General features: G+C 61.8%; 26 protein-coding genes. 15 read left to right on the top strand and 11 right to left on the bottom strand.

The features are described from left to right. Positions 1-60 precede the first annotated feature (60 nt). The 4 genes from rpsK (at position 61) to CO667_RS31740 (ending at position 2,737) form a co-directional block, all read left to right on the top strand. Positions 61-450 carry a 30S ribosomal protein S11 gene (rpsK, locus tag CO667_RS31755; RefSeq protein WP_003547577.1) on the top strand — a complete coding sequence of 130 codons (390 nt, stop codon included), beginning with the start codon at positions 61-63 and terminating at the stop codon, positions 448-450. A 97-nt stretch (positions 451-547) separates the two neighbouring features. Next, complete coding sequence (locus CO667_RS31750; RefSeq protein ID WP_003547579.1) at positions 548-1,558, top strand: DNA-directed RNA polymerase subunit alpha; 1,011 nt, start codon at positions 548-550, stop codon at positions 1,556-1,558. 177 nt (positions 1,559-1,735) lie between these two features. Continuing rightward, positions 1,736-2,158 carry a 50S ribosomal protein L17 gene (rplQ, locus tag CO667_RS31745; RefSeq protein ID WP_003573769.1) on the top strand — a complete coding sequence of 141 codons (423 nt, stop codon included), beginning with the start codon at positions 1,736-1,738 and terminating at the stop codon, positions 2,156-2,158. A gap of 177 nt (positions 2,159-2,335) precedes the next feature. Continuing rightward, positions 2,336-2,737 carry a DUF2809 domain-containing protein gene (locus tag CO667_RS31740; protein ID WP_097622104.1) on the top strand — a complete coding sequence of 134 codons (402 nt, stop codon included), beginning with the start codon at positions 2,336-2,338 and terminating at the stop codon, positions 2,735-2,737. Positions 2,738-2,755: 18 nt separating this feature from the next. Here the strand turns inward: CO667_RS31740 and msrQ are convergent, their stop codons facing one another. Together msrQ and msrP are read right to left on the bottom strand one after the other, a co-directional pair. Next, the gene (msrQ, locus tag CO667_RS31735) at positions 2,756-3,418 is read right to left on the bottom strand and encodes a protein-methionine-sulfoxide reductase heme-binding subunit MsrQ (protein ID WP_097622103.1); all 663 of its coding nucleotides are present in this window, start codon (positions 3,416-3,418) and stop codon (positions 2,756-2,758) included. Beyond that, entirely contained in the window at positions 3,418-4,365 is a 948-nt protein-coding gene (gene msrP / locus CO667_RS31730) for a protein-methionine-sulfoxide reductase catalytic subunit MsrP (protein WP_097622102.1), read from the bottom strand. The genes msrQ and msrP overlap by 1 nt, the downstream gene beginning before the upstream one ends. A 333-nt stretch (positions 4,366-4,698) precedes the next feature. Between msrP and ilvD the strand changes: the two genes are divergently transcribed. After that, positions 4,699-6,537 carry a dihydroxy-acid dehydratase gene (ilvD, locus tag CO667_RS31725; RefSeq protein ID WP_097622101.1) on the top strand — a complete coding sequence of 613 codons (1,839 nt, stop codon included), beginning with the start codon at positions 4,699-4,701 and terminating at the stop codon, positions 6,535-6,537. A 51-nt stretch (positions 6,538-6,588) separates the two neighbouring features. Here the strand turns inward: ilvD and CO667_RS31720 are convergent, their stop codons facing one another. After that, positions 6,589-6,942, bottom strand: coding sequence for a lysozyme inhibitor LprI family protein (locus CO667_RS31720; RefSeq protein WP_097622113.1), 354 nt, complete (start codon positions 6,940-6,942; stop codon positions 6,589-6,591). Positions 6,943-6,965: 23 nt separating this feature from the next. Beyond that, on the bottom strand, positions 6,966-7,346 hold the full coding sequence (locus tag CO667_RS31715; RefSeq protein WP_097622100.1) for a DUF1232 domain-containing protein: 381 nt from the start codon (positions 7,344-7,346) through the stop codon (positions 6,966-6,968). A 247-nt stretch (positions 7,347-7,593) separates the two neighbouring features. Here CO667_RS31715 and CO667_RS31705 point away from each other — a divergent pair, with 247 nt between their 5' ends. Both CO667_RS31705 and CO667_RS31700 read left to right on the top strand, forming a co-directional pair. Next, a complete protein-coding gene (locus CO667_RS31705) occupies positions 7,594-8,997 on the top strand; it encodes a DegQ family serine endoprotease (RefSeq protein ID WP_097622099.1) in 1,404 nt (467 codons plus the stop codon). After that, on the top strand, positions 8,994-10,310 hold the full coding sequence (locus CO667_RS31700; protein WP_097622098.1) for a replication-associated recombination protein A: 1,317 nt from the start codon (positions 8,994-8,996) through the stop codon (positions 10,308-10,310). The genes CO667_RS31705 and CO667_RS31700 overlap by 4 nt, the downstream gene beginning before the upstream one ends. Positions 10,311-10,314: 4 nt before the next feature. On the opposite strand, the gene CO667_RS31695 is transcribed toward CO667_RS31700, so the two are convergent. Together CO667_RS31695 and CO667_RS35545 are read right to left on the bottom strand one after the other, a co-directional pair. Further along, on the bottom strand, positions 10,315-10,626 hold the full coding sequence (locus CO667_RS31695) for a DUF1883 domain-containing protein (RefSeq protein ID WP_097622097.1): 312 nt from the start codon (positions 10,624-10,626) through the stop codon (positions 10,315-10,317). A gap of 160 nt (positions 10,627-10,786) precedes the next feature. Then, complete coding sequence (locus CO667_RS35545; protein WP_179874260.1) at positions 10,787-10,945, bottom strand: hypothetical protein; 159 nt, start codon at positions 10,943-10,945, stop codon at positions 10,787-10,789. 135 nt (positions 10,946-11,080) lie between these two features. On the opposite strand from CO667_RS35545, the gene CO667_RS31690 reads away from it, so the two are divergent. Beyond that, positions 11,081-12,076, top strand: a complete 996-nt coding sequence (locus tag CO667_RS31690; protein ID WP_179874262.1) for an alpha/beta fold hydrolase — start codon at positions 11,081-11,083, stop codon at positions 12,074-12,076. 42 nt (positions 12,077-12,118) lie between these two features. Here CO667_RS31690 and CO667_RS31685 read toward each other — a convergent pair whose 3' ends face one another. Both CO667_RS31685 and CO667_RS31680 read right to left on the bottom strand, forming a co-directional pair. Then, a complete protein-coding gene (locus CO667_RS31685; protein WP_097622096.1) occupies positions 12,119-13,123 on the bottom strand; it encodes a 2-dehydropantoate 2-reductase in 1,005 nt (334 codons plus the stop codon). A gap of 105 nt (positions 13,124-13,228) precedes the next feature. Further along, positions 13,229-14,080, bottom strand: coding sequence for an oxidoreductase (locus tag CO667_RS31680; RefSeq protein WP_097622095.1), 852 nt, complete (start codon positions 14,078-14,080; stop codon positions 13,229-13,231). Positions 14,081-14,205: 125 nt separating this feature from the next. On the opposite strand from CO667_RS31680, the gene CO667_RS31675 reads away from it, so the two are divergent. Next, a complete protein-coding gene (locus tag CO667_RS31675) occupies positions 14,206-15,093 on the top strand; it encodes a LysR family transcriptional regulator (RefSeq protein ID WP_097622094.1) in 888 nt (295 codons plus the stop codon). On the opposite strand, the gene CO667_RS31670 is transcribed toward CO667_RS31675, so the two are convergent. Then, positions 15,068-15,658, bottom strand: a complete 591-nt coding sequence (locus tag CO667_RS31670; RefSeq protein WP_097622093.1) for a nucleoside 2-deoxyribosyltransferase — start codon at positions 15,656-15,658, stop codon at positions 15,068-15,070. The genes CO667_RS31675 and CO667_RS31670 overlap by 26 nt on opposite strands. A 353-nt stretch (positions 15,659-16,011) precedes the next feature. Between CO667_RS31670 and CO667_RS31665 the strand changes: the two genes are divergently transcribed. Next, a complete protein-coding gene (locus CO667_RS31665; protein WP_179874261.1) occupies positions 16,012-16,983 on the top strand; it encodes an alpha/beta hydrolase in 972 nt (323 codons plus the stop codon). A gap of 81 nt (positions 16,984-17,064) precedes the next feature. On the opposite strand, the gene CO667_RS31660 is transcribed toward CO667_RS31665, so the two are convergent. After that, positions 17,065-17,688 (bottom strand): carboxymuconolactone decarboxylase family protein, encoded by a 624-nt coding sequence (locus tag CO667_RS31660; protein WP_097622091.1) that lies wholly within the window; start codon positions 17,686-17,688, stop codon positions 17,065-17,067. Positions 17,689-17,750: 62 nt separating this feature from the next. Further along, on the bottom strand, positions 17,751-19,304 hold the full coding sequence (locus CO667_RS31655; protein ID WP_097622090.1) for a PAS-domain containing protein: 1,554 nt from the start codon (positions 19,302-19,304) through the stop codon (positions 17,751-17,753). A gap of 324 nt (positions 19,305-19,628) precedes the next feature. Between CO667_RS31655 and CO667_RS31650 the strand changes: the two genes are divergently transcribed. The 5 genes from CO667_RS31650 to CO667_RS31630 all read left to right on the top strand — a co-directional run. Further along, positions 19,629-20,702 carry a LacI family DNA-binding transcriptional regulator gene (locus CO667_RS31650; protein WP_097622089.1) on the top strand — a complete coding sequence of 358 codons (1,074 nt, stop codon included), beginning with the start codon at positions 19,629-19,631 and terminating at the stop codon, positions 20,700-20,702. 5 nt (positions 20,703-20,707) lie between these two features. Further along, entirely contained in the window at positions 20,708-22,321 is a 1,614-nt protein-coding gene (locus tag CO667_RS31645) for an acyl CoA:acetate/3-ketoacid CoA transferase (RefSeq protein ID WP_179874263.1), read from the top strand. Continuing rightward, positions 22,314-23,093, top strand: a complete 780-nt coding sequence (locus tag CO667_RS31640) for an enoyl-CoA hydratase/isomerase family protein (RefSeq protein WP_097622087.1) — start codon at positions 22,314-22,316, stop codon at positions 23,091-23,093. Before CO667_RS31645 ends, CO667_RS31640 begins: the two co-directional genes overlap by 8 nt. Beyond that, complete coding sequence (locus CO667_RS31635) at positions 23,093-24,613, top strand: aldehyde dehydrogenase family protein (RefSeq protein ID WP_097622086.1); 1,521 nt, start codon at positions 23,093-23,095, stop codon at positions 24,611-24,613. The genes CO667_RS31640 and CO667_RS31635 overlap by 1 nt, the downstream gene beginning before the upstream one ends. Before the next feature lie 88 nt (positions 24,614-24,701). Beyond that, the coding region (locus CO667_RS31630; protein ID WP_143540779.1) for an ABC transporter substrate-binding protein at positions 24,702-25,936 on the top strand (1,235 nt) is incomplete at its 3' end.

The following is a 25,936-nucleotide window of genomic DNA, read 5'->3' as shown; positions in this document are numbered from 1 at the left end:
GCGCCGTTCCGGTGTAGCCGCTGGCATTACGGCGGTGAAGAGATCAACGAAAGGAATACCATGGCTAAGGAAGCCGTCCGCGTTCGCCGTCGTGAGCGCAAGAATATCTCGTCGGGTGTCGCTCACGTCAACTCGACCTTCAACAACACGATGATCACCATCACCGACGCGCAGGGCAATGCGATCGCCTGGTCGTCGGCTGGCGCCAAGGGCTTCAAGGGCTCGCGCAAGTCGACCCCGTTCGCTGCCCAGATCGCTGCCGAAGATTGCGCCAAGAAGGCCCAGGAACACGGTATGAAGTCGCTGGAAGTCGAAGTTTGCGGTCCGGGTTCGGGTCGTGAATCGGCTCTGCGCGCGCTCCAGGCTGCAGGTTTCATGATCACGTCCATCCGCGACGTGACCCCGATCCCGCACAATGGCTGCCGTCCGCGCAAGAAGCGCCGCGTCTGATCATCGCTCTCGTCACTGGTGAGCGCCTCGGTGCTCCCGGTGGTTTTCAAGCTCGGTTGCCACGATTGGATGGTGGCAACGAACGGAAGGCAAACTCATGATTCAGAAGAACTGGCAGGAACTGATCAAGCCGAACAAGGTGGAGTTCTCTTCGAGCTCGCGCACCAGGGCGACGCTTGTTGCCGAACCGCTGGAGCGCGGCTTCGGCCTGACCCTCGGCAATGCGCTTCGCCGCGTTCTGCTCTCCTCGCTGCGCGGCGCTGCCGTCACCGCGGTGCAGATCGATGGCGTGCTGCATGAATTCTCCTCGATTCCGGGCGTCCGCGAAGACGTGACGGACATCGTGCTCAACATCAAGGAAATCGCCATCAAGATGGATGGCGACGACGCAAAGCGCATGGTCGTGCGCAAGCAGGGCCCGGGCGTTGTCACGGCTGGCGACATTCAGACGGTCGGCGATATCGAAATCCTCAACCCCGAGCATGTGATCTGCACGCTCGACGAGGGTGCCGAAATCCGCATGGAGTTCACCGTCAACAACGGCAAGGGCTACGTTCCGGCCGAGCGCAATCGTGCGGAAGATGCTCCGATCGGTCTCATCCCGGTCGACAGCCTCTATTCGCCGGTCAAGAAGGTGTCCTACAAGGTTGAAAATACCCGCGAAGGACAGGTTCTCGACTACGACAAGCTGAACATGACCATCGAAACCGATGGCTCGATCACCGGTGAAGACGCCGTCGCTTTCGCGGCGCGCATCCTCCAGGATCAGCTTGGCGTCTTCGTCAACTTCGACGAGCCGCAGAAGGAAACCGAAGAGGAAGCAGTCACCGAACTCGCTTTCAACCCGGCTCTCCTCAAGAAGGTGGACGAACTCGAACTGTCGGTCCGTTCGGCAAACTGCCTGAAGAACGACAACATCGTCTATATCGGCGACCTCATTCAGAAGACCGAAGCAGAAATGCTCCGCACACCGAATTTTGGTCGCAAGTCGCTGAACGAAATCAAGGAAGTTCTCGCTTCCATGGGCCTGCACCTCGGCATGGAAGTGCCGGCATGGCCGCCCGAGAACATCGAAGATCTCGCCAAGCGTTACGAAGACCAATACTGAGCGGCGTGAGGAAAAGTGTGAAGCGGTTTTCCGCCCGCACGCCGATCGCGAGAACATAACAAAAGGCAGGCTCTTTCGGCTGCCTTTCCCCGTCAAACAGCAGGCCGATCGCCTGCATGTGCCAGGAAACGGCAGGCCCACTTAACGTAAGGGCACCTGCATTAAAGGAGAATAGCAATGCGCCATGGTAAAGCCGGCCGCAAGCTGAATAGAACTGCAAGCCACCGCAAGGCGATGTTCGCCAACATGGCGGCTTCGCTGATTACCCACGAGCAGATCGTCACGACCCTGCCGAAGGCCAAGGAAATCCGTCCGATCGTCGAGAAGCTCGTCACGCTCGGCAAGCGCGGCGACCTGCATGCCCGCCGTCAGGCGATCTCGCAGATCCGCGATGCTGCCGTCGTTTCGAAGCTGTTCGACACGATCGCAACGCGTTACGCCACCCGCAACGGCGGCTACCTGCGTATCATGAAGGCCGGCTTCCGTCAGGGCGACAACGCCGCTATGGCTGTTGTCGAATTCGTTGATCGCGACACCTTCGCCAAGGGCGCAGCCGACAAGGCCCGCGTCGCTGCCGAAGAACAGGCTGTCGCCGCTTAATCTTCCGCTCCGGCGGAAACAAAACAGCCGGGCTGCAAAGCCCGGCTGTTTTTGTTTGTGCACTGGCCGCGGAGGGGCAGAGGGCGCCGTTTAGGGTGGCAAGCAGCACCTCGCTGGATATTCAATATCAGCAGCTCAGCCGTCTAAGCGGCGGAGATTGAGATAGGACAGGTTCCATTGCGCGAAATCACTCAAACTCGCTCTCGAGCGCAGTTCTTGCGTCTCGCAGCCCTGCTTCTTGTCATCGCCCTCGGGCTGGCGCTCCGGCGCTTCGGCTATGCCGCGGATCTGCCCTTCGTCGCCGTCAAATATGGTGGATCGGCACTCTGGGGGGCGATGGTCTATCTGCTCGTGGCGCTCATCGCCGCAAGGTCACGGCGGACAGTCATTGCTGCCATAGCGCTGTTCATCGCGATCTCTGTGGAATTGTTCCGGCTTTATCACACGCCCTGGCTCGACGCGTTTCGGCTGACCACGGCGGGCGCGCTGCTGCTTGGACGGATATTCTCGCTTTGGAATATGCTGGCTTATGCCATCGGCATCGCCGCGGCCTGGGCCTTTGATCCAGCACGTCGGTGATGCGTCCTCGCCGGTCGTTTACGCCTCGGATGCCGAAGCCACTGCGCGATTGCGCGGTCGTCCCTGGCCCTTCTTCCGGCTGCGTGCGATCGGCCGATAGGAGCGGTAGAGGATGAGCGCGATGATCAGCCCGACATAGATATATTGCTCGAGATCGAGGATCTTGGTCGACAGCGCGAAATGCAGCGCCCCGCTGGCGGCGATGATGTAGACGAGGCGGTGCAGCCAGATCCAATTCTTGCCGAGGCGGCGGATCGAGACATTATTGGATGTCACCGCCAGCGGAATAAGCATTGCAAGCCCGGCCATGCCGAACATGATGAAGGGGCGCTTCAGCACGTCGTTAATGACGGCATGAATGTCCATCGCCTGGTCGAGCACCATGTAAACGGTGAAGTGCATCAGCGCGTAATAGAAGGTCAGCAGGCCGAGCGCGCGGCGATAACGCAGATAGTTCCAGCCGAAAAGCTCGCGGGCAGGGGAGACGGCAAGCGTTGCGATCAGGAAACGGATCGTCCAGATGCCGAGGAAGAGCTCGAAGGTCTTGACCGGATCGGCGCCGAGCTGATCGGTCGCCCCGAGATAGAAGGTCCAGGCCGCAGGCACGAGCCCGACGACATAGAGCAGCCAGACGGAAGCGGGTTGCCAACGCTTGCGGATGGCGAGCGACAGTTCCGCCATCAGAAATTCGCCTTCAGATCCATGCCGGCATAAAGGCTCGCCACCTCGTCGGCATAGCCGTTGAAAGGCAGGGTGGGATGGCGGCTCGCGCCGAAGAAACCGCTTTCGCCGATGCGCCGTTCGCTCGCCTGGCTCCAGCGCGGATGGTCGACGGCTGGATTGACGTTGGCGTAGAAGCCGTATTCCTGCGAATTGGTCACCTGCCAGGTATTCTTCGGCTGCTGGTCGGTAAGGGTGATCCTGACGATCGACTTGATGCCTTTGAAGCCGTATTTCCACGGCACGACGAGGCGGATCGGCGCACCGTTCTGGTTCGGCAGCGTTTCGCCATAAAGCCCGACGGCAAGCAGCGTCAGCGGATGGCGCGCCTCATCCAGGCGCAGACCCTCGATATAGGGCCAGTCGAGCGACTGGAAGAAGCCCTTCTGCCCCGGCATCTCCTCCGGCCGCACCACGGTTTCGAAGGCGACATATTTGGCGCTGCCGAGCGGCTCCACCTTGTCGAGCAGCGATGCCAGCGGAAAGCCGTCCCAGGGAATGACCATCGACCAGGCCTCGACGCAGCGCATCCGATAGGTGCGCTCCTCGATCGGGAATTCCTTGATCAGCGCCTCAAGGTCGAAAGTGCCAGGCTTGTTGACCATGCCGTCGACCTTGACCGTCCAGGGCAGCGGCTTGAAATCGCCGGAAAGAGCGGCGGGATCACCCTTGTCGAGGCCGAATTCATAGAAGTTGTTGTAGGTGGTGACGTCCTTGATCGGCGTCGGCTTCTCGTTGACCTTGTACTTGCTCTCGACGGCGGAAAGCGCCGCAGCACTCGCCTTGCCGGCGCTGTAGAGCGCCATGGCGCCAAGCGCCGCCGCGCCGAGAAATTCACGACGGCGCACATAGACCTGGCGCGGGGTGATCTCCGATGACGCGATCTTCGGCGGGCGATAGCTTGGCATGGCGAAACCTCCTGGGCGGATTTCTGCAATATAGTCTTAAAACGAACCACCCGCATGTTCGGATGAGTCTCTAAGCCTTGAATATTGCTGACGGGAAGCCAATTTTTTGTGTTCGGTCGTGATGGAATAGGCTGTAACGAAACGTCGCGCCGAACCGTATATGATCGATGGGCCTATGGCGCTTGGCCGATGGCGTACCGGATTTGAGCTTCACGGTAGTGACAGCCCCCGTCGATTGGATTAGGACAATTCCAAAAAGCAGCGCTGCCCGGCCCGCAGGCTCTATGCCGCCCCGCTTCGCCTGACAATTCCGACAAGTCGAGGAAGACACCGATGCCAGCTTACCGTTCCAGAACCACGACCCACGGCCGCAACATGGCAGGCGCGCGCGGCCTTTGGCGCGCCACGGGCATGAAGGATTCGGATTTCGGCAAGCCGATCATTGCGGTGGTGAATTCCTTCACCCAGTTCGTGCCCGGCCACGTGCACCTGAAGGACCTCGGCCAACTCGTCGCCCGCGAAATCGAGGCGGCCGGCGGCGTCGCCAAGGAATTCAACACCATCGCCGTCGACGATGGCATCGCCATGGGCCATGACGGCATGCTCTATTCTCTGCCCTCGCGCGAGCTCATCGCCGACAGCGTCGAATACATGGTCAATGCCCATTGCGCCGACGCCATGGTCTGCATCTCCAACTGCGACAAGATTACTCCCGGCATGCTGATGGCGTCGCTGCGCCTCAACATCCCCACCGTCTTCGTCTCCGGCGGCCCGATGGAAGCCGGCAAGGTCGTGTTGCACGGCAAGACGCACGCGCTCGACCTCGTCGATGCCATGGTCGCCGCAGCCGACGACAAGATCAGCGACGAGGACGTCCAGACCATCGAACGCTCGGCCTGTCCGACCTGTGGCTCCTGCTCCGGCATGTTCACCGCCAATTCGATGAACTGCCTGACGGAAGCGCTCGGTCTGTCGCTGCCCGGCAACGGCTCGACGCTCGCCACCCACGCCGACCGCAAGCGGCTGTTCGTCGAGGCCGGCCACCTGATCGTCGATCTCGCCCGCCGTTATTACGAGCAGGACGACGTCAAGGCGCTGCCGCGCACCATCGCCTCCAAGCAGGCCTTCGAGAATGCCATGGCGCTCGATATCGCCATGGGCGGTTCGACCAATACGGTCCTGCACATCCTGGCTGCTGCCCATGAAGGCGAGATCGATTTCACCATGAGCGATATCGACGCGCTGTCGCGCCGCGTGCCGTGCCTGTCGAAGGTCGCACCCGCCAAGAGCGATGTGCACATGGAAGACGTGCACCGCGCCGGCGGCATCATGTCGATCCTCGGCGAACTCGATAAGGGCGGTCTCTTGAACCGTGATTGCCCGACCGTGCATGCCGAGACGCTCGGCGACGCGATCGACCGCTGGGATATCACCCGCACCAACAGCGAAACCGTCCGCAATTTCTATCGCGCCGCCCCCGGCGGCATCCCCACCCAGGTCGCTTTCAGCCAGGAGGCCCGCTGGGACGAACTCGACACTGACCGTGAAAACGGCGTCATCCGCTCGGTCGAACATCCTTTCTCCAAGGATGGCGGCCTTGCCGTGCTCAAGGGCAACCTTGCGATCGACGGCTGCATCGTCAAGACAGCAGGCGTCGATGAATCGATCCTGAAATTCTCCGGTCCCGCTCGCGTCTTCGAAAGCCAGGATGCCTCCGTCAAGGCGATCCTCGCCAACGAGGTCAAGGCCGGCGACGTCGTCGTCATCCGCTACGAAGGCCCGAAGGGCGGCCCCGGCATGCAGGAAATGCTCTATCCCACCAGCTATCTGAAGTCGAAGGGCCTGGGCAAAGCCTGTGCGCTGATCACCGACGGCCGCTTCTCCGGCGGCACGTCAGGCCTGTCGATCGGTCACGCCTCGCCGGAAGCGGCAAATGGCGGCACGATCGGCCTGGTGCGCGAAGGCGACATGATCGACATCGACATCCCCAACCGCACGATCAGCCTGCGCGTCAGCGAGACCGAACTCGCCGCCCGCCGCGCCGATCAGGACGCTAAGGGCTGGTACCCGGTCGAAGTCCGCAAGCGCAACGTCACGACCGCGCTGAAGGCTTATGCCGCCTTCGCAACGAGCGCCGATCGCGGCGCCGTGCGGGATCTGAATGCCCGTTGAGGCATCTCGACCTAGTGATCAAAAATCAGCAGCTCTGCCGACCGGTCGCTTTCAAAGCGGCCGGTTGATGTTTTTATAGGTTTCGCCGAGCTGCTTCAGCCGCTCGTCATAGGCGGCCTTGAGGCAGGCGGCATCCGCTCCGCATTCCTGCCGCTTCTTCAGCCAGGCCGTCTGCTCGTCCTGCAATGTTCCGCGCGAACCCATCGCCAGCAGCCCGGAGAGCAGCTCGAAGGTAGTCGCCATCCTGACGTCGGCATCGTTGAGCGCGCGGTTGTCGCAGATGGCCTTTTCGTCCGGCTTCAATTCCTTCGCATCGCAATCGAAACTGGCCGCCCGCGCCATATTCGATGCGGAAATCAGGATTGCCAAACCAAAGGCTGCCGTCATCGCTCTTGTCGTCATCATCCACATGTCCCTGTTGCCGTCGTTCAGGCCAGCTTGCGCACTGCCAGAGCCAGGAAGATGATGCAGGCAAGCCAGACGGCAAGGATGAAGATCAGTCCGGCCCGGCCGGAGGGGCGCTCGATGCGTCTTGCTGCTTCCTCGCGCAGTTCGCGCATGACATCGGCCGGAACGAGCCGCGTCGCCAGCAGGATGCCGAGCGGCACGATGACGAGATCGTCGAGATAACCGAGCACCGGAATGAAATCGGGGATCAGATCGACGGGTGACAGCGCGTAGGCCGCAACGGCCCCGGCCACTGCTTTCGCATACCACGGCACGCGCGCATCACGCGCGGCCAGCCACAGCGCAACGATGTCACGCTTCAGTGACTTCGCCCAGCTTTTGGCTTTTGATATCAGCTGCATGGCCAAACTTCCTGAATCAAATTCACGACGACTTCAAGACATTCCCCTGCCTTGTTCTTCCATGCTTCCGCCCTCTTTCCTTTCTAGCGTCGGGCCGCAGAACAGGATGATTTTAGGCCGGTTCGGCCTAAGATCTGAATCCTGTTCGCAATTAAATAGTTAGAGCATGATGTCGTCCGAAAACCGCTCACACTTTTCGGCATCATGCTCTAAAACGTTGCTCAAGAAGATTCATAAAGGGATACACATGCAAGGCCTGATCAAGCGCGCCTCCGTCTCGCTATTCGCTCTCATGCTCGTTCTGCCGGCCGCGGCTGATGCGCAGACGGCAAAGACAGTGCCCGAGAGCCAGATGCAGATGCAGCTCTCCTTCGCGCCGCTCGTCAAACAAACGTCAGGCGCCGTCGTCAATGTCTATGCGGAAAAGATCGTCCAGCGGCAGTCGCCCTTTGCCGGCGACCCCTTCTTCGAGCAGTTTTTCGGCCAGCAGATGCCGAACCGTTCGGAGAAGCAGTCCTCGCTCGGCTCCGGCGTCATCGTCGAGGCGAACGGCACGGTCGTGACCAACAACCACGTCATCGAAGGCGCCGACGACATCAAGATCGCGCTGTCGGACGGCCGCGAATTCCCCTGCAAAGTGGTGCTGCGCGATGACCGCGTCGATCTCGCCGTGCTGAAGATCGATACCAAGGAGAGCTTCCCGACATTGCCGATCGGCAATTCCGATGCCGTCGAGGTCGGCGATCTCGTGCTGGCGATCGGCAACCCCTTCGGCGTCGGCCAGACGGTGACGAGCGGTATCGTCTCGGCGCTGGCCCGCAACCAGGTGGTCAGAAACGAGTTCGGCTTCTTCATCCAGACCGATGCCTCGATCAATCCCGGCAATTCCGGCGGCGCCTTGATGAACATGAAGGGCGAGTTGATCGGCATCAACACGGCGATCTTCTCGCGCGGCGGCGGCTCGAACGGCATCGGCTTTGCCATTCCCGCCAATCTGGTCAAGGTCTTCCTCGCCTCGGCCGATGCCGGGGTCAAATCCTTCGAGCGGCCCTATGTCGGCGCGAGCTTCGATGCCGTGACCTCCGAAGTGGCCGAAGCGCTGGGGCTGAACAAGGCCCGCGGCGCGCTGGTCGTCAAGGTTTCGGAAGGCGGACCGGCCGCCAAGGCCGGATTGAAGGCCGGCGAAATCGTCACTGCTGTCGACGGTGTATCAGTCGAACATCCCGATGCGCTGCTCTACCGGCTGACGACGGCCGGTCTCGGCAAATCGGTCAAGCTCACCGTCGTCGAGAACGGCCGCGAGGAGCAGCTGCCGCTGACGCTCGATCGCGCCCCGGAAACCTCGCCGCGCGACCAGCGCACGATCGGCGGGCGCACCCCCTTTAGCGGCGCCGTCGTCGAAAACCTGTCGCCGCGGGTTGCCGACGAGCTGCGCATGCCACCGGAATCGTCAGGCGTCGTCGTATCCGAGGTAAAGGAGGATTCACCTGCCGCCCGTCTTGGTTTCGAGCCGAAGGATATCATCATCTCGATCAATGGCGCCGATGTGAAGTCGACCAGCGAACTGTCCGAGATCGCCGACAGCGACCCCGGCCTCTGGCGGGTGGAGATCGAGCGCGACGGCCAGCGTATCCGGCAGTTCTTCCGATGAGTAACGATCTCTTCGCGCCGCGTGTTCCGGAGGAGGTGGCCGCCAGGCGGCCGCTTGCCGACCGGCTGCGGCCGAAGACGCTTGCCGATGTCACCGGTCAGGAACATCTGACCGGTGAAGACGGCGTCTTGAAAAGGATGATCGAAAGCGGCTCGCTCGGCTCGATGATCTTCTGGGGGCCGCCCGGCACCGGCAAGACGACGGTGGCGCGGCTGCTGTCCGGCGAGGCGGGGCTGGCCTTCGAGCAGATATCGGCGATCTTTTCCGGCGTCGCCGATCTGAAGAAAGTGTTCGAGACGGCCCGCCTGCGCCGCATGGACGGCCGTCAGACGCTGCTCTTCGTCGACGAGATCCATCGTTTCAACCGCGCCCAGCAGGATAGTTTCCTTCCGGTCATGGAGGACGGCACCGTCATTCTCGTCGGCGCCACCACCGAAAACCCGTCCTTCGAGCTCAACGCCGCTCTCTTGTCGCGCGCCCGCGTCCTGACCTTCAAGTCGCATGACGAGGACAGCCTGGAGGAGCTGCTGAAGCGCGCCGAGGCGATCGAGCAGAAGCCGCTGCCACTGACGGAGGAAGCGCGCGCCAGCCTGATCCGCATGGCCGATGGTGACGGCCGCGCCGTGTTGACGTTGGCCGAAGAGGTCTGGCGCGCCGCGCGCGAGGGCGAGAGCTTCGATACCGAAGGCCTGACCCGCATCGTCCAGCGCCGCGCTCCTGTCTATGACAAGGCGCAGGATGGCCATTACAATCTGATCTCGGCGCTGCATAAATCCGTGCGCGGTTCGGATCCGGATGCCGCGCTCTATTATCTCGCCCGCATGTTCGACGCCGGCGAGGATCCGCTCTATCTCGGCCGGCGGCTGGTGCGCATGGCCGTGGAGGATATCGGCCTTGCCGATCCGCAGGCGCTGGTGATCTGCAATGCCGCCAAAGATGCCTATGAGTATCTCGGCTCTCCGGAAGGGGAGCTGGCGCTGGCCCAAGCCTGCATCTATCTCGCCACCGCGCCGAAATCCAATGCCGTCTACACCGCTTTCAAGGCGGCCAGCCAGGCCGCCAAGCAGAACGGCTCGCTGCTGCCGCCGAAGCATATCCTCAATGCGCCGACCAAGCTGATGAAGGGCGAAGGTTACGGGGACGGTTACCGCTACGACCACGATGAACCGGACGCCTTTTCCGGCCAGGATTATTTCCCGGAGAAGATGGGCCGGCAGACCTTCTACGATCCGCCGGAGCGCGGCTTCGAGCGTGATATCCGCAAGCGGCTGGAATGGTGGGACAAACTTCGCAAGGAGCGCAATCCGCGCTGAACCTTCAAGAAGCGCGCGGCGTCTTCTGATTTGCCGGCGCGGCGATCACCTTGACGGATGATTCCGCCAGCCCGTGATGGCCTTCCATATCGACGACGACATGCCAGTGACCGCTTTCGGGAACGGCGATCTTGATCGGCGATTTGCGCGCCACACCGCCAATATATTTGAAATCGAGAACCTCGGTGAACCGCTGGAAATTCGGCGCCGTCATCAGCCGGACATTGTTCACCGCATTCAACGACACCTCGACGATCGTTCCGGCGCGCTGTTCCTTGAGATCGTAATGGGTGAAGCGGAAGTTCGGTTTCGGCATCGGTCTCGTGGCGTCTGAAGTCTCTGCGCCAGGATTTTACCAGCATGCCGGTTAAGGAAAAGTTGGAATTGGCCCCTTCGTTCTCCCGGCGGGCGAAAACGGCGGGAGAAGCGAAGCGCCGGCAAGGCGCATTCTCGCCGTTTCCACGGGCGAACCTCCCTCAGAGCGCGGAGTAAACGATGTAAAGCTCTATGCAGGCGAGCACGATGCCGAAGACGATCAGCGCCCAGGCGGTGCGCTTCTCGCGCATCTGCCGGTTACCGCGCTTGATCCTGTGCGGGCGAAGAGGGTGGAAGGCGGAGGACATGATATTTCGCATGGCGTTTGACCTTTGCAGCGGTGGCAAAAGCCTACTGCCGTTTGCGATAGGAAATCCATTCGGGGCGAGAGGCGAAAATATAGGAATGGCATAAAGGCCGATGCGAGAAATTTCGAAGCGCGCTGTCGGAAACGCATGATCACCGCCGTCCTTGCGATATCCAAGCCAACATGGAGCAAGGACATGTCGAAGATGACGCTGATTTCGATGATCGCAACGGCTGCCGCATTCCTGGCCGTGCCGGATATGGCGGGTGCGGGCGGCAATGCACCTGGTATCGAGGACAAAAAGGCGATAGCGCCGATCGTCCGAAAGGGAAGCGTGCCGGTCAACGGCATCGATTATTACTACGAGATCCGCGGCGAGGGCGAACCGCTGCTGCTGCTTCACGGCGGCCTCGGACAGATCGAGATGTTTACGCCGGTCATGCCCGTCTTCACCGACCACCGGCAGGTGATCGCCGTCGACCTGCAGGGCCATGGCCGCACGCCGCTCGGCAAGCGGCCGATCGACCTTGCGGCAATCGGCGCCGATCTAGCGATCCTGGTGAGGCAACTCGGCTACGACAAGCTCGACGTCTTCGGTTATTCCTTCGGGGGCGGGGTGGCGCTGAACATGGCCGCGAATGCGCCCGACCAGGTGCGCCGGCTGGTGGTCCTCTCGGCGCCTTATGCGCAGAACGGCTTCTTCCCGGAGATGCTGCCGCAGCAGGCAGCCGTCGGCGCCGGTATGGCCGAGATGATGAAGGACACGCCGATGTTCCTTTCCTACAAGGCGGTGGCGCCCGATGTTTCCGAATTTCCGAAATTGCTGGACGCCATGGGTGCGCTGATGCGCGAACCCAAGGACTATAGCGATGCCGTTGCCAAGCTCACCATGCCGGTCATGCTGATCTATGGCGATGCCGATATGATCCGCCCCGAGCATATGATCGACTTCTACCACAAGCTTGGCGGCGGCCTGCGCGATGCGGGCTGGATGCGGGAGAATATGTCGAAGAACCGGCTGGCGATCCTGCCCGATCTCACCCATTACGAGACCTTCGCCTCGCCCTTGATGGCGAATATGGCGATGACCTTCCTCGACGGCGGCGGCAAGGCGCCGAATTGGGCCGAGCAGGTCGGAAAGTAAGTCAAGGCGGCCGGGTTTCTCCCGGCCCCTTTTTCTCCGCAATCAGCGGCCGCGCTGGTTTTCCCGATCCAGCTGCGTCACCAGCGCCAGGATCGTTTCAGAGACTGGGGTCGGCACGGCAGTCAGACGCCCGAGCGCTGCGACCATACCGACCAGCGGCGTGATTTCGAGCGCTTTGCCGCCGATCAGATCCTGCAGCATCGATGTGCGCACGCCGCCGATATGGCGCGATTGTTCCAGCCGCTGCTCGACGGTCATGCTGAAACCTGCGCCCAAGGCCTCGCCGACGGCGCGGACCTCGTTCATGACTTTACCGACCGTGGTCGAAAGTGCCGGATCCGCCATGATGTCGGTCATCAGAGCCCTGGTCAGCGCGCTGATCGGGTTGAAGGCGGTATTGCCCATCAGCTTGCTCCAGATCTCGTCACGGATAACAGGCGTCGTCGTGATGTTGAGGCCGGCGTCGGTCAGCACCGCGGCGATCGCCTTGAGATCGGGCGACATCTCGCCCGAGGGCTCGCCGAGCACGAAGCGGCCGTTGTTGGCAAGCTGGATCTCGCCGGGACTGATCACCTCTGCCCCTTGATAAGCGACGCAGCCGATGACCCGTTCCGGTCCGATCAGCCGCCAGAGCCTGCCGCCGGGGTCGAGCTCGTCGAACTGCAGCTCCGCATGCCGGCTCTGGGTGTCGCGGTGAAAATACCACCACGGAATGCCGTTAAGGATCATGACCACGCGGGTGCCCTCCTTGAGCAGGCCTGCGATTCCCTCGGCGGCGGGTCCCAGCTGATGCCCCTTGAGGCCGGTGATGACGAGATCCTGCGGCGGCAATGTCCCGGGATCGTCGGTCGCGGTGAGGCGGACATTGAGCGGCCTTTCCGCATCGGCTTCCCGCAGGCTGAGACCGTTGTCGCGGATGGCGTCGAGATGGGCTCCACGCGCGACGACGGAAATCGTGGCGTCGTTTCCGGCTTGGCTTGCAAGCTTGACGGCGATAGCGCCGCCGAGCGCCCCGGCGCCATAGATGCAGATGGACTTGATGGACATGCTCGCCTCTTCATGGTGGTGATCGACCCTAGATTTAGGCCATGAGAGGCTCAAGGCGAACGCTAATTTGCCGCATGCTGCACTTTCCTGCACCCACCTTGGTCTTCAGGCCGAGGTCGCTGCCTCGCTTGGAAAGTCCGTGGACAAAGCGAGCTGGCGCCAGACGGCAAGTTCCTTTTCGACGCTGGCATGCTGCTGCTCGATCACGGCAACCGTATCTCTGCCGAACGGCATGCGCAGCGGCGGATTGGGCGAATTGGCGAGCGTCATGATGCCGGCGGCCAGCTTGGCGGGATTGCCGGGCTGGGCATGGTTGGCGTCGGCAGCGAAACTGCGCATGTTGCCGGCCGGCGTGCCTTCGTAGTCGGCGATGGAGGCCGGGCTCACCGCCAGCGAGGTGTCGGCGAGGAAGTCGGTGCGGAAGAAGCCGGGCTCGACGATCGTCACTTTGATGCCGAAGGGCTCGAGCTCGGCGGCCATCGATTCGGAGAGACCTTCGACGGCGAATTTCGTCGAGCCGTAGACGCCCCAGCCGGGATAGCCGAAGTAACCGCCGATCGAAGAAAAATTCAAGATATGGCCGGAACGCTGGCGGCGCATATAGGGCAGTACGGCGCGCGTCACCTTCAAGAGGCCGAAGACATTAGTGGCATAGAGCCTTTCGATCTCTTCGGCCGTGGCTTCCTCGACGGCGCCGAGCAGGCCGTAGCCGGCATTGTTGGCGAGAACATCGATGCGGCCGAAGCGGGCGATGCCGGCAGCTGCGGCCTCTTTCGCCTGCGCCTCGTTGGTGACGTCGAGGGCGACGGCAAGCAGGTTCGGATGATCCCCGAATTGCTCCGTCACGGTCTTCGGGTTGCGGGCGGTGGCGATGACGGCATCGCCTGATGCAAGGGCTTCCCTCGTCATCAGCGCGCCGAAGCCGCGGGATGCACCAGTGATGAACCAGACTTTCATGACGAGTTCCTTTCGAACTGTTCGCGGTGGTGTGGCATCTCTGTGCCGACGAAGCGAATTTGACCGAAAATCCGTTGCTGTATAAGATTTGTTATTCTTGAAACTATGATGAGTGAATTTCAGTAATGCGCGCCACCGAACTGTCCGAACTTGCGGCCTTCGCGGCCGTCGCGCGGCACAAAAGCTTTCGCAAGGCGGGTGAGGAGCGGGGTGTGACCGCGTCTGCGGTCAGCCATGCGGTGCTCAATCTCGAAGACCGGATCGGTATCCGCCTGCTCAACCGCACGACACGCAGTGTCTCGCTGACCGAGGCCGGCGAACTGCTGATCTCGCATCTCGACCCGGCGCTCAGTGAGATGGCGGCAGCACTCGATGCGCTGAACCGCTATCGCGACACGCCGTTCGGCAAGGTGAGGATCAATGTGCCGAATTCGATCGGCCCCTTCGTCATCGGCCGCATCATCGGCCCGCTGCTGAAAAAGAACCCCAATCTGCAGCTGGAGATCAACGCGACCGACAGGCTGGTCGATATCGTCGAGGAGGGTTTTGATGCCGGCATCCGTTTCGGCGAGCGCGTCACCGAGGGCATGATCGCGCTGCGCATCAAGCCGCGCATCCGCCTGGTGGTCGTCGGTTCGCCCGCCTATTTCGAGACCCGGCCGAAGCCTGCAACGCCGCACGAGCTCAAGCGCCATCTCTGCATCCAGAACATGTTTCCGTCAGGCGCGCGTTATGCCTGGGAGTTCGAGAAGGACGGCCAGACGGTGAGCTTTCAGCCGGCCGGACCACTGTCGCTCGACGATCACGAGTTGATGATGCAGGCAGCGCTCGGCGGCGTCGGCCTTGCCTATATCTGGGAGCCGCGCGTGGAAAAGGCCGTTGCCGATGGCGAGCTGATCCAGGTGCTGGACGACTGGTGCCAGCCGGAGGAACCGCTCTATCTCTACTATCCAAGCCGCCGCCATATGTCGGCGGGCTTCAGAGCGGTCATCGAGGCGATGAGGGCGGAGTAAAAGAGGCCCGCATGCCGGCGATCGTCTGAAGCGCCGCAAAATAAACCGTCAGGTCGCGGGCAGGGTCCGCCGGGAGTGCTGCCGCACGGTATACCTTGCCTCCCGTCGCCTCGATCCCTCCGTCGATCATCAGATTGTCGGCCATGCCGTGATTTTCGATCGCGATGCCGTCCGGTCCGCGGGGGCGTCCGCTCGTCTCATCGATCTCGAGCCCCGCATACCAGATCGAGCGAACACGCAGGCCGTAGTCGTCGGGATGGTTGGTATAGGCAAAGACCGCTTTTCCCAACGCAATCATGAAGCCGATCTCGTAGACCGTACCCGGATCGGCGCTGACGCCTCGAAAGGGCGTGATGTTGGCAAGGCAGATCTCGGCTCGACGCATGGCGTCGTTGTTGCGGGCGTAGATCTCGGCAGCGGTCCGCTTCACCGGCGTCTGGTTTTCGTCGCTGCCGGGACCGGTCGGCTCGAAGCCGAACTGGCGCGCCAATCGGCGTTTTTCGGCCATGATGGGCATGGCATCCGGAAGAAAGACTTCCGGGCCGGCAAGGTAAATGGTGGTCATCGGTATCCTTCACTCACACGCAAGACGAGGCGCCGGGGTTGGGACAGCCAGGCGCGGAACCCATTTCCGACGGATGCGCGGCAAATGGCAAGCCGTGCCGGCGGGCATTGTCGATTTTTTTGAGGAGCAGCCTGATGACCCGCCGTGGATGGGCAACGGCCGACTTTCATCGCCGCCAACGCAGAGGGAATGAAAAAGCTTGAGGTTCAGGCCCTGCACCCTTTTGACTCCGGTGGACGAACCGGCCAAATATGCGGCATGGCCAGTATCGTCGGGAGAAATTGATGAACGGTCGGATTTTACCAGCTGGTATTCGAAGAGCGTCCAAGCGGCTCGGATGTCTATTTCTCGTCTTGGCCGCACTGATGCCGATCGGATCGGCAGCGTTCGGGCAGGACATCGGGCCGCAAAGCCCGGCCTCACGTCAACAGGTCGAAAAACTCGTCGGCCTCTGGAAGGATCATTTTGCCGGCGCCGATAGCCTGCAGCAGCGCCGCACGGCCTTTCGGACGCTGATGGAGACGATGCCTGGGCCGACACGCATCCAGGTCCGGCAGGTCGATGCCGACGGCGTCGATGCCGAGCTGATGTGGCCCGCCCGTCTGCATCACCCGATCGGCGAAAGGGTGATCCTCTATATCCATGGCGGCGGCTTTTCCGGCGGCTCCATCCGCACGCACAGCCTGCTTGCCGGCTCGCTCGCCAAGGCCGCATCCAGCGACATTCTTCTGATCGAGTATCGGCTGCTGCCTGAAAATACCTATCCAGCGCAGATCAACGACGCGCTGACGGCCTATCGCTGGCTTCTCGACAACGGCTATCGCAGCGAGAATGTCGTTGTCGCCGGAGACGGCGCCGGCGGCAATATCGCGATCGAGACGGTGCTGCGGCAGAGGCAGGCGGCAAAACCGCTGCCGGCGGCCGTGGTGGCACTCAGCCCCATCACCGATCTTGCCGCGACCGGCGGATCGATGACGGCGAATGCCGATAGTGATCCATTGGTCGGCAGGGCCTCGATCGAGAGCTTGCGCAAGGCCTACCTCGGCAGCCGTTCTCCGACCGATCCCCAGGCATCGCCGCTCTATGCCGACATGACCGGCTTTCCGCCGCTGCTGCTGCAGGTCGGCTCCGGTGAAGTCCTGCTGGACGATACGCTGCGGCTCGCCGACAAGGCGCGCCAGGCGGGTGTGAATGTCACCACCGAGATCTGGCCGAACATGCCGCATCAATGGCAGCTGTTTCCCTCCCTGCTCGACGATGCCGATCGGGCGAGCCAGAATATCGCCGAGTTTGCGATCCGGCATTTTGCGGACAAACCGGAGTAGGGGCCGGAGTAGTGGGCCGGAGTAGGGGCTGGAGGAGCAGGGGCGCAAAGACCGCGGCCTGAGCATCCCTCCATTACCCCGTCATTGCGCTGTGCCGCGCGAGGGTGACGGCGCCAGAGGCCGTTCGACTTCCCGGCCGACGCTGAGCGCCCTTCGTACATTCGGCTCCAGCCGCTCCATATAGGCGTGGTCGGGAGCGGCACCCAGCGCATCCAGCATTTTCGAGAAGAAACACCGGGCCGCTGCCGCAGCCGTGACGTCGAAGACCTCGGCATCGCTCAGCCCGTGTTTCTTCAGTCCGTCTATATCCTGCTGGGTGACCGATGTCGCGTCGCGCGCCACCTTGGCGGCAAAGGCCATGATGGCGCGTTCGCCGGCATCGATCGGCGCCTTCTCCGTTTCGTTGACGACAGCCGTCAGCCCGTCGCTGGTAAAGCCCTCGCGCAGCAGAACCGAGCCATGCGCCAGCATGCAATAGGAGGATTTCAGCTCCTTGGCCGCCGCCAGCGTCACCAATTCGTAGCGCCGCAGGCTCATATGGCCGCGAATGCTCGAAAGCAGCGCCACCCAGTTCTCCATCACCTCCGGCCGGTGACCGAAGGCACGGTACATGTTCGGCAGATAACCATAATTCGCCTCCGCCGACGCGTACATCGACGTCGTCTTCTCGCTGGCGGATGCATTGGGGGTGCGAATGAAAGCCATGGCATGATCCTCCTCTATGCGAGAAGGATAGGGTAGATATGCAGGACAGCAATCCTGAAATATCAAGCAGCGTCGCTGCTCGCAGAAGCGTTACCAGTCCTCTCGATGGGACCAGTTCTCTCGATGGGAAGAGTGACGGTGAATGTCGATCCGCATCCCTTTGCGCTTCGAACCTCTATCGAGCCGTGATGCAGTTCGACGATCTGCTTCACCAGGTTGAGGCCGATGCCCGTTCCGGCAATCCCGGTCGACGTCCCGGCACGGAAATAGCGCTGGAACAGCCGGGGGACGTCTTCGGGATCGATCCCCACCCCGTCATCGCTGATCGAAACTTTGACGTTTCCCGTCTCTTCCCATGCTGTGATGCGAATTTCGGAGGTTCCGGGCGCATATTTGACGGCATTGGACAGCAGGTTCGTAAAGACCTGCGCCAAAGCGCGGGGATCGGCATCGATGACCTCCGGCAGCCGGTCAATGTCCAACACAAAGCTGTGTGTCTTGGCGATCGTCGACTGCCGCTCGCAACAGGTTCTTATCAATGATCTCAAGGCGCAGGCGTCGTAGTTGATATCGATCTTACCGGTGTCAAGGCGCCCGGCCGACAGGATGCTCTCCATGAGATCGACGATCCGGTTCACCGATGCGCGGATCTGGTCGACCTTGTCGCTGAGAAATTCGGGTTCGACTGCCCCTCTTTTCCGCAACAGCCGCTGGGCAGCAGCGTCGATGATGGCCAGCGGGGTCCTGAATTCATGGGACGCCATCGCCACGAACTGCCGTTGCAATTCGTTGATGTTCCGCTCCTGCGCCAGCATTCGCTCGAGTTCCCGCGCCTGGCGCTCGACTTCCGCCGTGCGGCTCTGCACCGTCGTTTCGAGCTGATCGTGATGTCGGCGCAGCTCTTCCGCAAGTCGCACCGTCTTGGTGACGTCTTCGTGGGTGGCGACGTATCCACCGTTTTGCATCGGATTGTGGGTGATCTTGATGACGCGACCATCGGTGAGCACGATATTCTGGCTGGCCACCGCACCGCGGACCGTCGCTTCGAAGACGACGTCAAAATAGGTCGCGGTGTCGGCCGGGCCATTTCCCTCTCGGCTGCGATAGGCCAGGATATCGACAAGCGGCGTCCCTGGTTTCGTCAGCAAATCCGGCAGATTGTACATCCGTGCATAAGACGGGTTGCACAGGATCAGGTTCTTTTTCGAATCGAACATGCACAGCCCATGCGGCATGTTGCTGAGGGCCGCGTCGAACCGATGATGTTGTTCGGTGAGACTGTCTTCGACGCGGATGAGGGTAGAGATGTCTTCATAGCTCAGGATCCAGCCTCCCTCTTTCGACGGGGCTGAGGTCAATGAGACCATCCGTCCGTCGGAAAGCGCAAACTGGGACGTGTGTGGTCTGCCGATCGTCGACGTCAGGCATGCCGCTGCGCGGCAATCGGCGGTGCCCGGCAATCCGTCGATATTCATTCCTCTGCTGATGGCTCCATCCGGGAGCCCGAGAATTTCGAGCGTGCGGGCGTTGAAAGCCGTCACCCTATTGGCAGGATCAAGGAGAACAATGCCCTGCGGCAGGTTCTCCAGAATGGATTCAAACGAGTGTGGCATCATCCGGCCCTGCTTCAGATCTGGCGCGTTGCACGTCTGCGTAGCATTGGTCAGAAACGATAAAGTTTCGCTAATCGTATCGGCGGGAGTTCCTCGACGGAAACTTAGAGAGAGGTCATCGGTCACATCGCTCAAGGCGCCTAGCTCGAAAGACTCGGCATAAGTGGTCCCAGTTGGGGTTGAAATTTAGATCGTTCCAAATTTTCTCACCTGCATTTTGACGCAATCAAAGACTGCATTTGCGGTAACTCATTAGATTCCTCTTGACAGAATTGGAACGTTCCAAATATTTAACGATCAATCAACGTTTGGTGTTCGGAGGAAGACGTGACAAAGGCGCGGGTAACCGTCATTGACATCGCAAAGGCCGCCGGCGTCTCCAAGTCGACGGTTTCGCTGGTGCTTCAGGGGTCTTCCCTGGTCAATGAGGCGACGCGCGCCAAGGTCAATGCCGTGATGCGCGAACTCGGCTACGTCTATAATCGCGGCGCCGCCAATCTCCGCCAGGCCGGCGCCAAATCGCGGATCGTCGGGGTCGTCGTCAACGACCTGACGAACAGCTTCTTTGCGGAACTGGCGGTCGGCGTCGATATGGTCGTCCAATCGGCCGGCTTCGTGCAATTCCTGTCGAATACCGGCGAGAGCATCGACCGGCAGCGTGAGGTTGTCGCGTCGATGCGCGAGCACGGCATTTCCGGTCTCATCGTCTCGCCGGCGCGCGCCACCGATGCCGCAGACTTCAAGCCGCTCGTCGCGGCCGGCATTCCGGTGGTGGTCGTCGTTCGAAACCTGCCCGGCGCCAAAGTCTCGTCGATCGTCTCCGACAACCGGGCCGGCATGATGTCGGCGGTCAAGCATTTGGTGGGGCTCGGCCACAAGCGCATCGCTTTTCTCGGCGGCTTTCCCGACACCGCCGTCTTCGACGACCGGCTTGCCGGCTACCGAAGCGGTGTGGAGACGGCAGGGCTCGACTATCACGAAGAACTCGTCATCGCGTCGGCACCTTCGCGGGCCGGCGGGGTGGAGGCGATCGGCAAAGCGATTGCTCTTACCCGTCGGCCGACCGCAGCCGTCTGCTTCAACGATGCCGTCGCCTTCGGTGTCTGCGACGGATTGCGCGCGCGCCGTCTGGAGCCTGGCGCCGACTTCGCCGTGGTGGGTTTCGACGACGTCATCGAGGCTCAGGCAGCGGTTCCCGCGCTGACGACGGTCTCGGTCGATCCGCAGGGCATCGGGCGACGGGGCGCACAGATGCTGCTCAAGCAGATCAATGCGGGCAAGGCGGAGGCGGAGACGGTGACGACCGCCGTTCGGCTGGTCGTTCGCGAAAGCTGCGGTGCCGGCAAGACCGCGCCGGCAAGGATCGGCAAGAGCGTAAAATCGAAACAGGACGCTGAGTAATGCATATGCAGAAGCATCTCACCCCAGCCCAAGCGGCAGCGCTGATTCCGGATGGCGCCGTCGTCACGATATCGTCTTCGAGCGGTCTCGGTTGCCCTGACCTCATGCTGAAGGCGATCGGCGAGCATTTCGATGCGACCGGCCATCCCAAGGATATTACCACTCTCCATCCTATCGCAGCAGGCGACATGAGCGGCATCAAGGGTGTCGATTACATTGCAAAAAAGGGCCTGCTCAAACGCATCATCGGAGGTTCCTATCCCTCGGGCCCGTCGTCATCGGAGCCGCCGCTGATCTGGCAAATGATCACCAATAATGAGATCCCGGCATACAACATTCCCTCCGGCATCCTCTTCGACATTCATCGCGAAGCCGCCGCGAAGCGGCCGGGCGTCCTGACCAAGATCGGTATCGATACCTTCGTCGATCCAGAGCGGCAGGGTTGCGCGATGAACGGCCTGGCGTCGGAGCATTCTGTCGTCAAGCGCGTCAGCTTCGAGGGCGACGACTGGCTGTTCTTTCCCGCGATCGCCCCTCAGGTCGCCATCATCCGCGCTACCACCGCCGACGAGCGTGGCAACCTCACCTACGAACATGAAGGCGCCTATCTCGGTGGTCTCGATCAGGCGCTGGCCGCCCGCAACAACGGCGGCATCGTCATCGCCCAGGTCAAGCGGATCACCAAGGAAGGCTCGCTGAAGCCGCATGACGTCCGCGTGCCTGGAATGCTGGTCGATTATATCGTTGTCGATCCGGAACAGAAGCAGACGACGCAGACGCAGTACGATCCGGCGATTTCGGGCGAGATCTTCCGCCCGCTCGATAGCTTCAGCGTTCCCGAGTTCAATGTTCAAAAAGTCATCGCCCGCCGCGCCGCGCAGGAACTTCAAGCAGGAAGCTGCGTCAATCTCGGCTTCGGCATCTCGGCCAACGTGCCGCGCATCCTGCTGGAGGAGGGGCTCCACGGCGCAGTCACCTGGGTCATCGAGCAAGGCGCGGTCGGCGGCGTGCCGCTGCTCGACTTCGCCTTCGGCTGCGCGTCCAATGCGGACGCCTACATGCCGTCTCCCTATCAGTTCACCTATTTCCAGGGCGCCGGCTTCGATGCGTCGCTGCTCTCCTTCCTCGAGATCGGCAAGGACGGTTCGGTCAATGTCTCCAAACTGTCCTTCCGGCCGCATGTGACGGCCGGCGCCGGCGGCTTCGTCGACATCACGGCGCGGGCGAAGAAGATCGTCTTCTCCGGCATGTTCAACGCCGGAGCGAAGCTTTCGATCGCCGATGGCGCCCTTCTGATCGAGAGAGAAGGCAAGCTGAAGAAGCTGGTGAACGAGGTAGAACACGTCACCTTCAGCGGCAGGCGCGCGATCGAGCAAGGGCAGGATATCACCTATGTCACCGAGCGGTGCGTGATGAAGCTGACGTCCGATGGCATCGTCCTCACCGAGATCGCCCCCGGCGTCGATCTCCAGTCCCAGATCCTCGATCAGTCGGAGTTTCCGCTGGTCATCGCGCCCGAGTTGAAGGTCATGGATGCCGCGCTCTTCGCGGAGGCAGCGATCGGCCTGTCGCTTCCAGCCAAAAGGGCACGGACGCTGGAGGGCAGCTTCCATGGCTAACGGAACCGTCAGAATTGACGTCGATGGACATGTTGCGACGCTGACGATTTCTCGTCCGGAGAAGCTGAACGCGCTCGACCTGGACATGCTGAAGGCCTTAGCGGACGCGGCCGACGAGGTGGAGGCGAACGCGAATGTGCGGGCTGCCATTCTCACGGGCGAAGGAAAGGGCTTTTCCGCCGGCGGCGATATCAAAGCCTGGGGCGGAATGTTGCCTCAGGAGTTCGGTCACGCCTGGGTTCGGCACGGCCATCGTATCTTCGAAAGACTGGCGACGCTCAGAGTGCCGTTGATCGCGGCTCTGAACGGCCACGCCCTCGGAGGAGGGCTTGAACTTGCAGGGGTTGCGGACATTCGCCTCGCCGAGCAGCACATCAAGATTGGTCTGCCGGAAACCGGTCTTGGAATGGTGCCGGGCTGGTCGGGGACCCAGCGTCTTGTGCGCCGGTTCGGCGCGCAGGTGGTCCGGCGCATGGCCCTGGGCGGCGAGATATTCACCGCCGAGGAGGCGCGTCTGCTCGGGATCGTCGACGCGGTGGTTCCCTCGGGAAGCTCGCTCGCTGCCGCCAGGGAATATGCTGAGCGGATTGCCACAAGGGGGCCTGCTGCCGTCGAGATCGCGAAGTTGATGATCGCATCGGCAAACGGCGAAGACAACGGAACCGCGGTTGAAGCCCTGGGCTCGATCCTCGCTGCGAAGACCGGCGATCTGAAGGAGGGCGTCGCATCATTCAGCGAGAAGCGCCCGGCAACGTTCAAGGGAGAATGGTAATGACGGTTCTCGTCAACCCCACCGCGCTCAGCGACCACAAAGCGCGTGATTTCAAGATGCTCATCGATGGCAAATGGGAGGCAGGCAGCTCCGATCCGATCGAGCGTGTCGCTCCAAGCCATGGTGTCGTGGTCAGCCGGTTTCCGACCGGCAGCAAGAGGGACGCCGAGCATGCTATCGCTTCGGCACGCAAGGCCTTCGATCTCGGGCCGTGGTCCCGGATGACCGCTTCCGAACGTTCCGCCATCCTGCTCAAGGCCGCCGATCTGATTGCCGCGCGTGCGGACGAGCTGGCATTTCTCGATGCGATCGAAGCGGGAAAGCCGATCACCCAGGTGCGGGGAGAAATTGCCGGCTCCGTTGACATATGGCGCTATGCGGCGGCGCTTGCGCGTGACCTCCACGGTGAAAGCTACAATACGCTCGGCGACGGCACGCTCGGCGTCGTGCTGCGCGAAGCGATCGGCGTGGTGTCGATCATCACGCCCTGGAACTTCCCGTTCCTGATCGTCGGCCAGAAGCTGCCGTTCGCCTTGGCCGCCGGCTGCACCACCGTCGTCAAGCCCTCGGAGCTGACCTCGGGATCGACGCTGGTGCTGGGAGAGATCCTGCAGGAAGCAGGCATTCCGGATGGCGTCGTCAACATTGTCACCGGCAGGGGACCTGAGGTCGGCGCGGTCATGACGTCGCATCCCGACGTCGATATGGTGTCCTTCACCGGCTCGACCGGCGTCGGAAAGCTGACCATGTCGAATGCCGCACACACGCTGAAGAAAGTCTCGTTGGAACTGGGCGGCAAGAACCCGCAGATCGTATTCCCGGATGCCGATCTCGATGCCTTCATCGATGCCGCGGTCTTCGGCGCATATTTCAATGCCGGCGAGTGCTGCAATGCCGGCTCACGGCTGATCCTTCACAAATCAATCGCTGCCGATGTCGTCAAGCGGATCGCCGAGTTGTCGAAGGCAGTGAAGGTCGGCGACCCGCTCGATCCTTCGACGCAGGTGGGCGCCATCATCACGCCTGAGCATCTGGGGAAGATATCGGGATATGTGGCCGGCGCCAGGAACAGCGGCGCCCGGCTCGCCCATGGCGGCGAGACCCTTGACCTCGGCATGGGGCAGTTCATGTCGCCGACGATCCTCGAAGAGGTCACCCCTGATATGGCCGTGGCGCGCGAGGAAGTCTTTGGTCCGGTCCTGTCGGTCCTGACATTCGAGACATCAGCCGAAGCGATCAGGATCGCCAATTCCATCGACTACGGCCTGTCGGCCGGTGTCTGGAGCCGCGATTTCGACACCTGCCTGACGATCGGCCGGTCGGTGCGGGCCGGCACGGTCTGGATGAACACCTTCATGGACGGCGCCTCGGAGCTTCCCTTTGGCGGCTACAAGCAGAGCGGCCTCGGCCGCGAGCTCGGCCGCCATGCGGTCGAAGACTATACGGAGACCAAGACGCTCAACATGCATATCGGCAAACGCACCAGCTGGTGGATGCCGCAGACGGAAAAGCCGGCTTAGCCGGCGGCCGAACTACGCTCGAGGAGGGCGGGTGATTGGTGCGGGAATGGGTCCCGCATCTTCCAAACTGGAACTGGGAGGTTCTTCGATGAACAGGTTTTTGACCACGACCGCAATGATCGCATTGGCTCTGACCGGCACTAGCGTGTCCGTACGCGCCGCCGACGTCAAGGAAGTGCAGATGCTGCACTGGTGGACGTCTGGCGGCGAGGCAGCGGCACTGAACGTTCTGAAGCAGGATCTGTCGAAGGAAGGTTTTGCCTGGAAGGACGTTCCGGTTGCCGGCGGTGGCGGTGATGCGGCGATGACGGCGCTGAAGGCGATGGTTGCGGCCGGCACCTATCCGACAGCCTCGCAGATGCTGGGTTACACCGTGCTCGATTATGCCCAGGCCGGCGTCATGGGCGATCTGACGGAGACGGCGAAGAAGGAAGGCTGGGACAAGTCGGTTCCGGCAGCGCTGCAGAAGTTCTCGGTCTATGACGGCAAGTGGGTCGCTGCCCCCGTCAACGTCCATTCGGTCAACTGGCTGTGGATCAACAAGGCGGTGATGGACAAGATCGGCGGCACCCAGCCGAAGACCTTCGACGATCTGATTGCGCTGCTCGACAAGGCCAAGGCCGCGGGCGTCATCCCGCTCGCCCTTGGCGGCCAGAACTGGCAGGAAGCGACGATGTTCGATTCCATCGTGCTGTCGACCGGCGGTCCGGAGTTCTACAAGAAGGCCTTCAACGACCTCGACGAGGAATCGCTGAAGTCCGACACGATGAAGAAGTCCTTCGACAATCTGGCGACGATCATCAAATATGTCGACCCGAACTTCTCCGGCCGCGACTGGAACCTCGCCACCGCCATGGTCATCAAGGGTGATGCGCTGGTGCAGGTGATGGGCGACTGGGCCAAGGGCGAATTCGTTGCCGCCAAGAAGACGCCGGACACCGACTTCCTGTGCTACCGCTTCCCCGGCACCGACGGCAGCGTGGTCTACAACTCCGACATGTTCGGCATGTTCAACGTCCCCGACGACCGCAAGGCCGCACAGGTGGCACTGGCCACGGCAACGCTGTCGAAGAGCTTCCAGTCGGCCTTCAACGTCGTCAAGGGTTCGGTGCCGGCCCGTACCGACGTTCCCGACACCGACTTCGACGCCTGCGGCAAGAAGGGCATCGCCGACCTGAAGGCCGCCAATGAGGGCGGCACGCTGTTCGGCTCGCTCGCTCAGGGCTACGGCGCGCCTCCGGCGATCGCCAATGCCTATAAGGACGTCGTCTCGAAGTTCGTCCACGGCCAGATCAAGACCTCCGACGAGGCCGTGACCCAGCT

This window comes from Rhizobium sp. L43 (genome assembly GCF_002531725.1).
Lineage (GTDB): Bacteria > Pseudomonadota > Alphaproteobacteria > Rhizobiales > Rhizobiaceae > Rhizobium.
The sequence above is the reverse complement of the archived record's forward strand: the minus strand, read 5'-3'. Positions and strand labels throughout refer to the sequence as shown.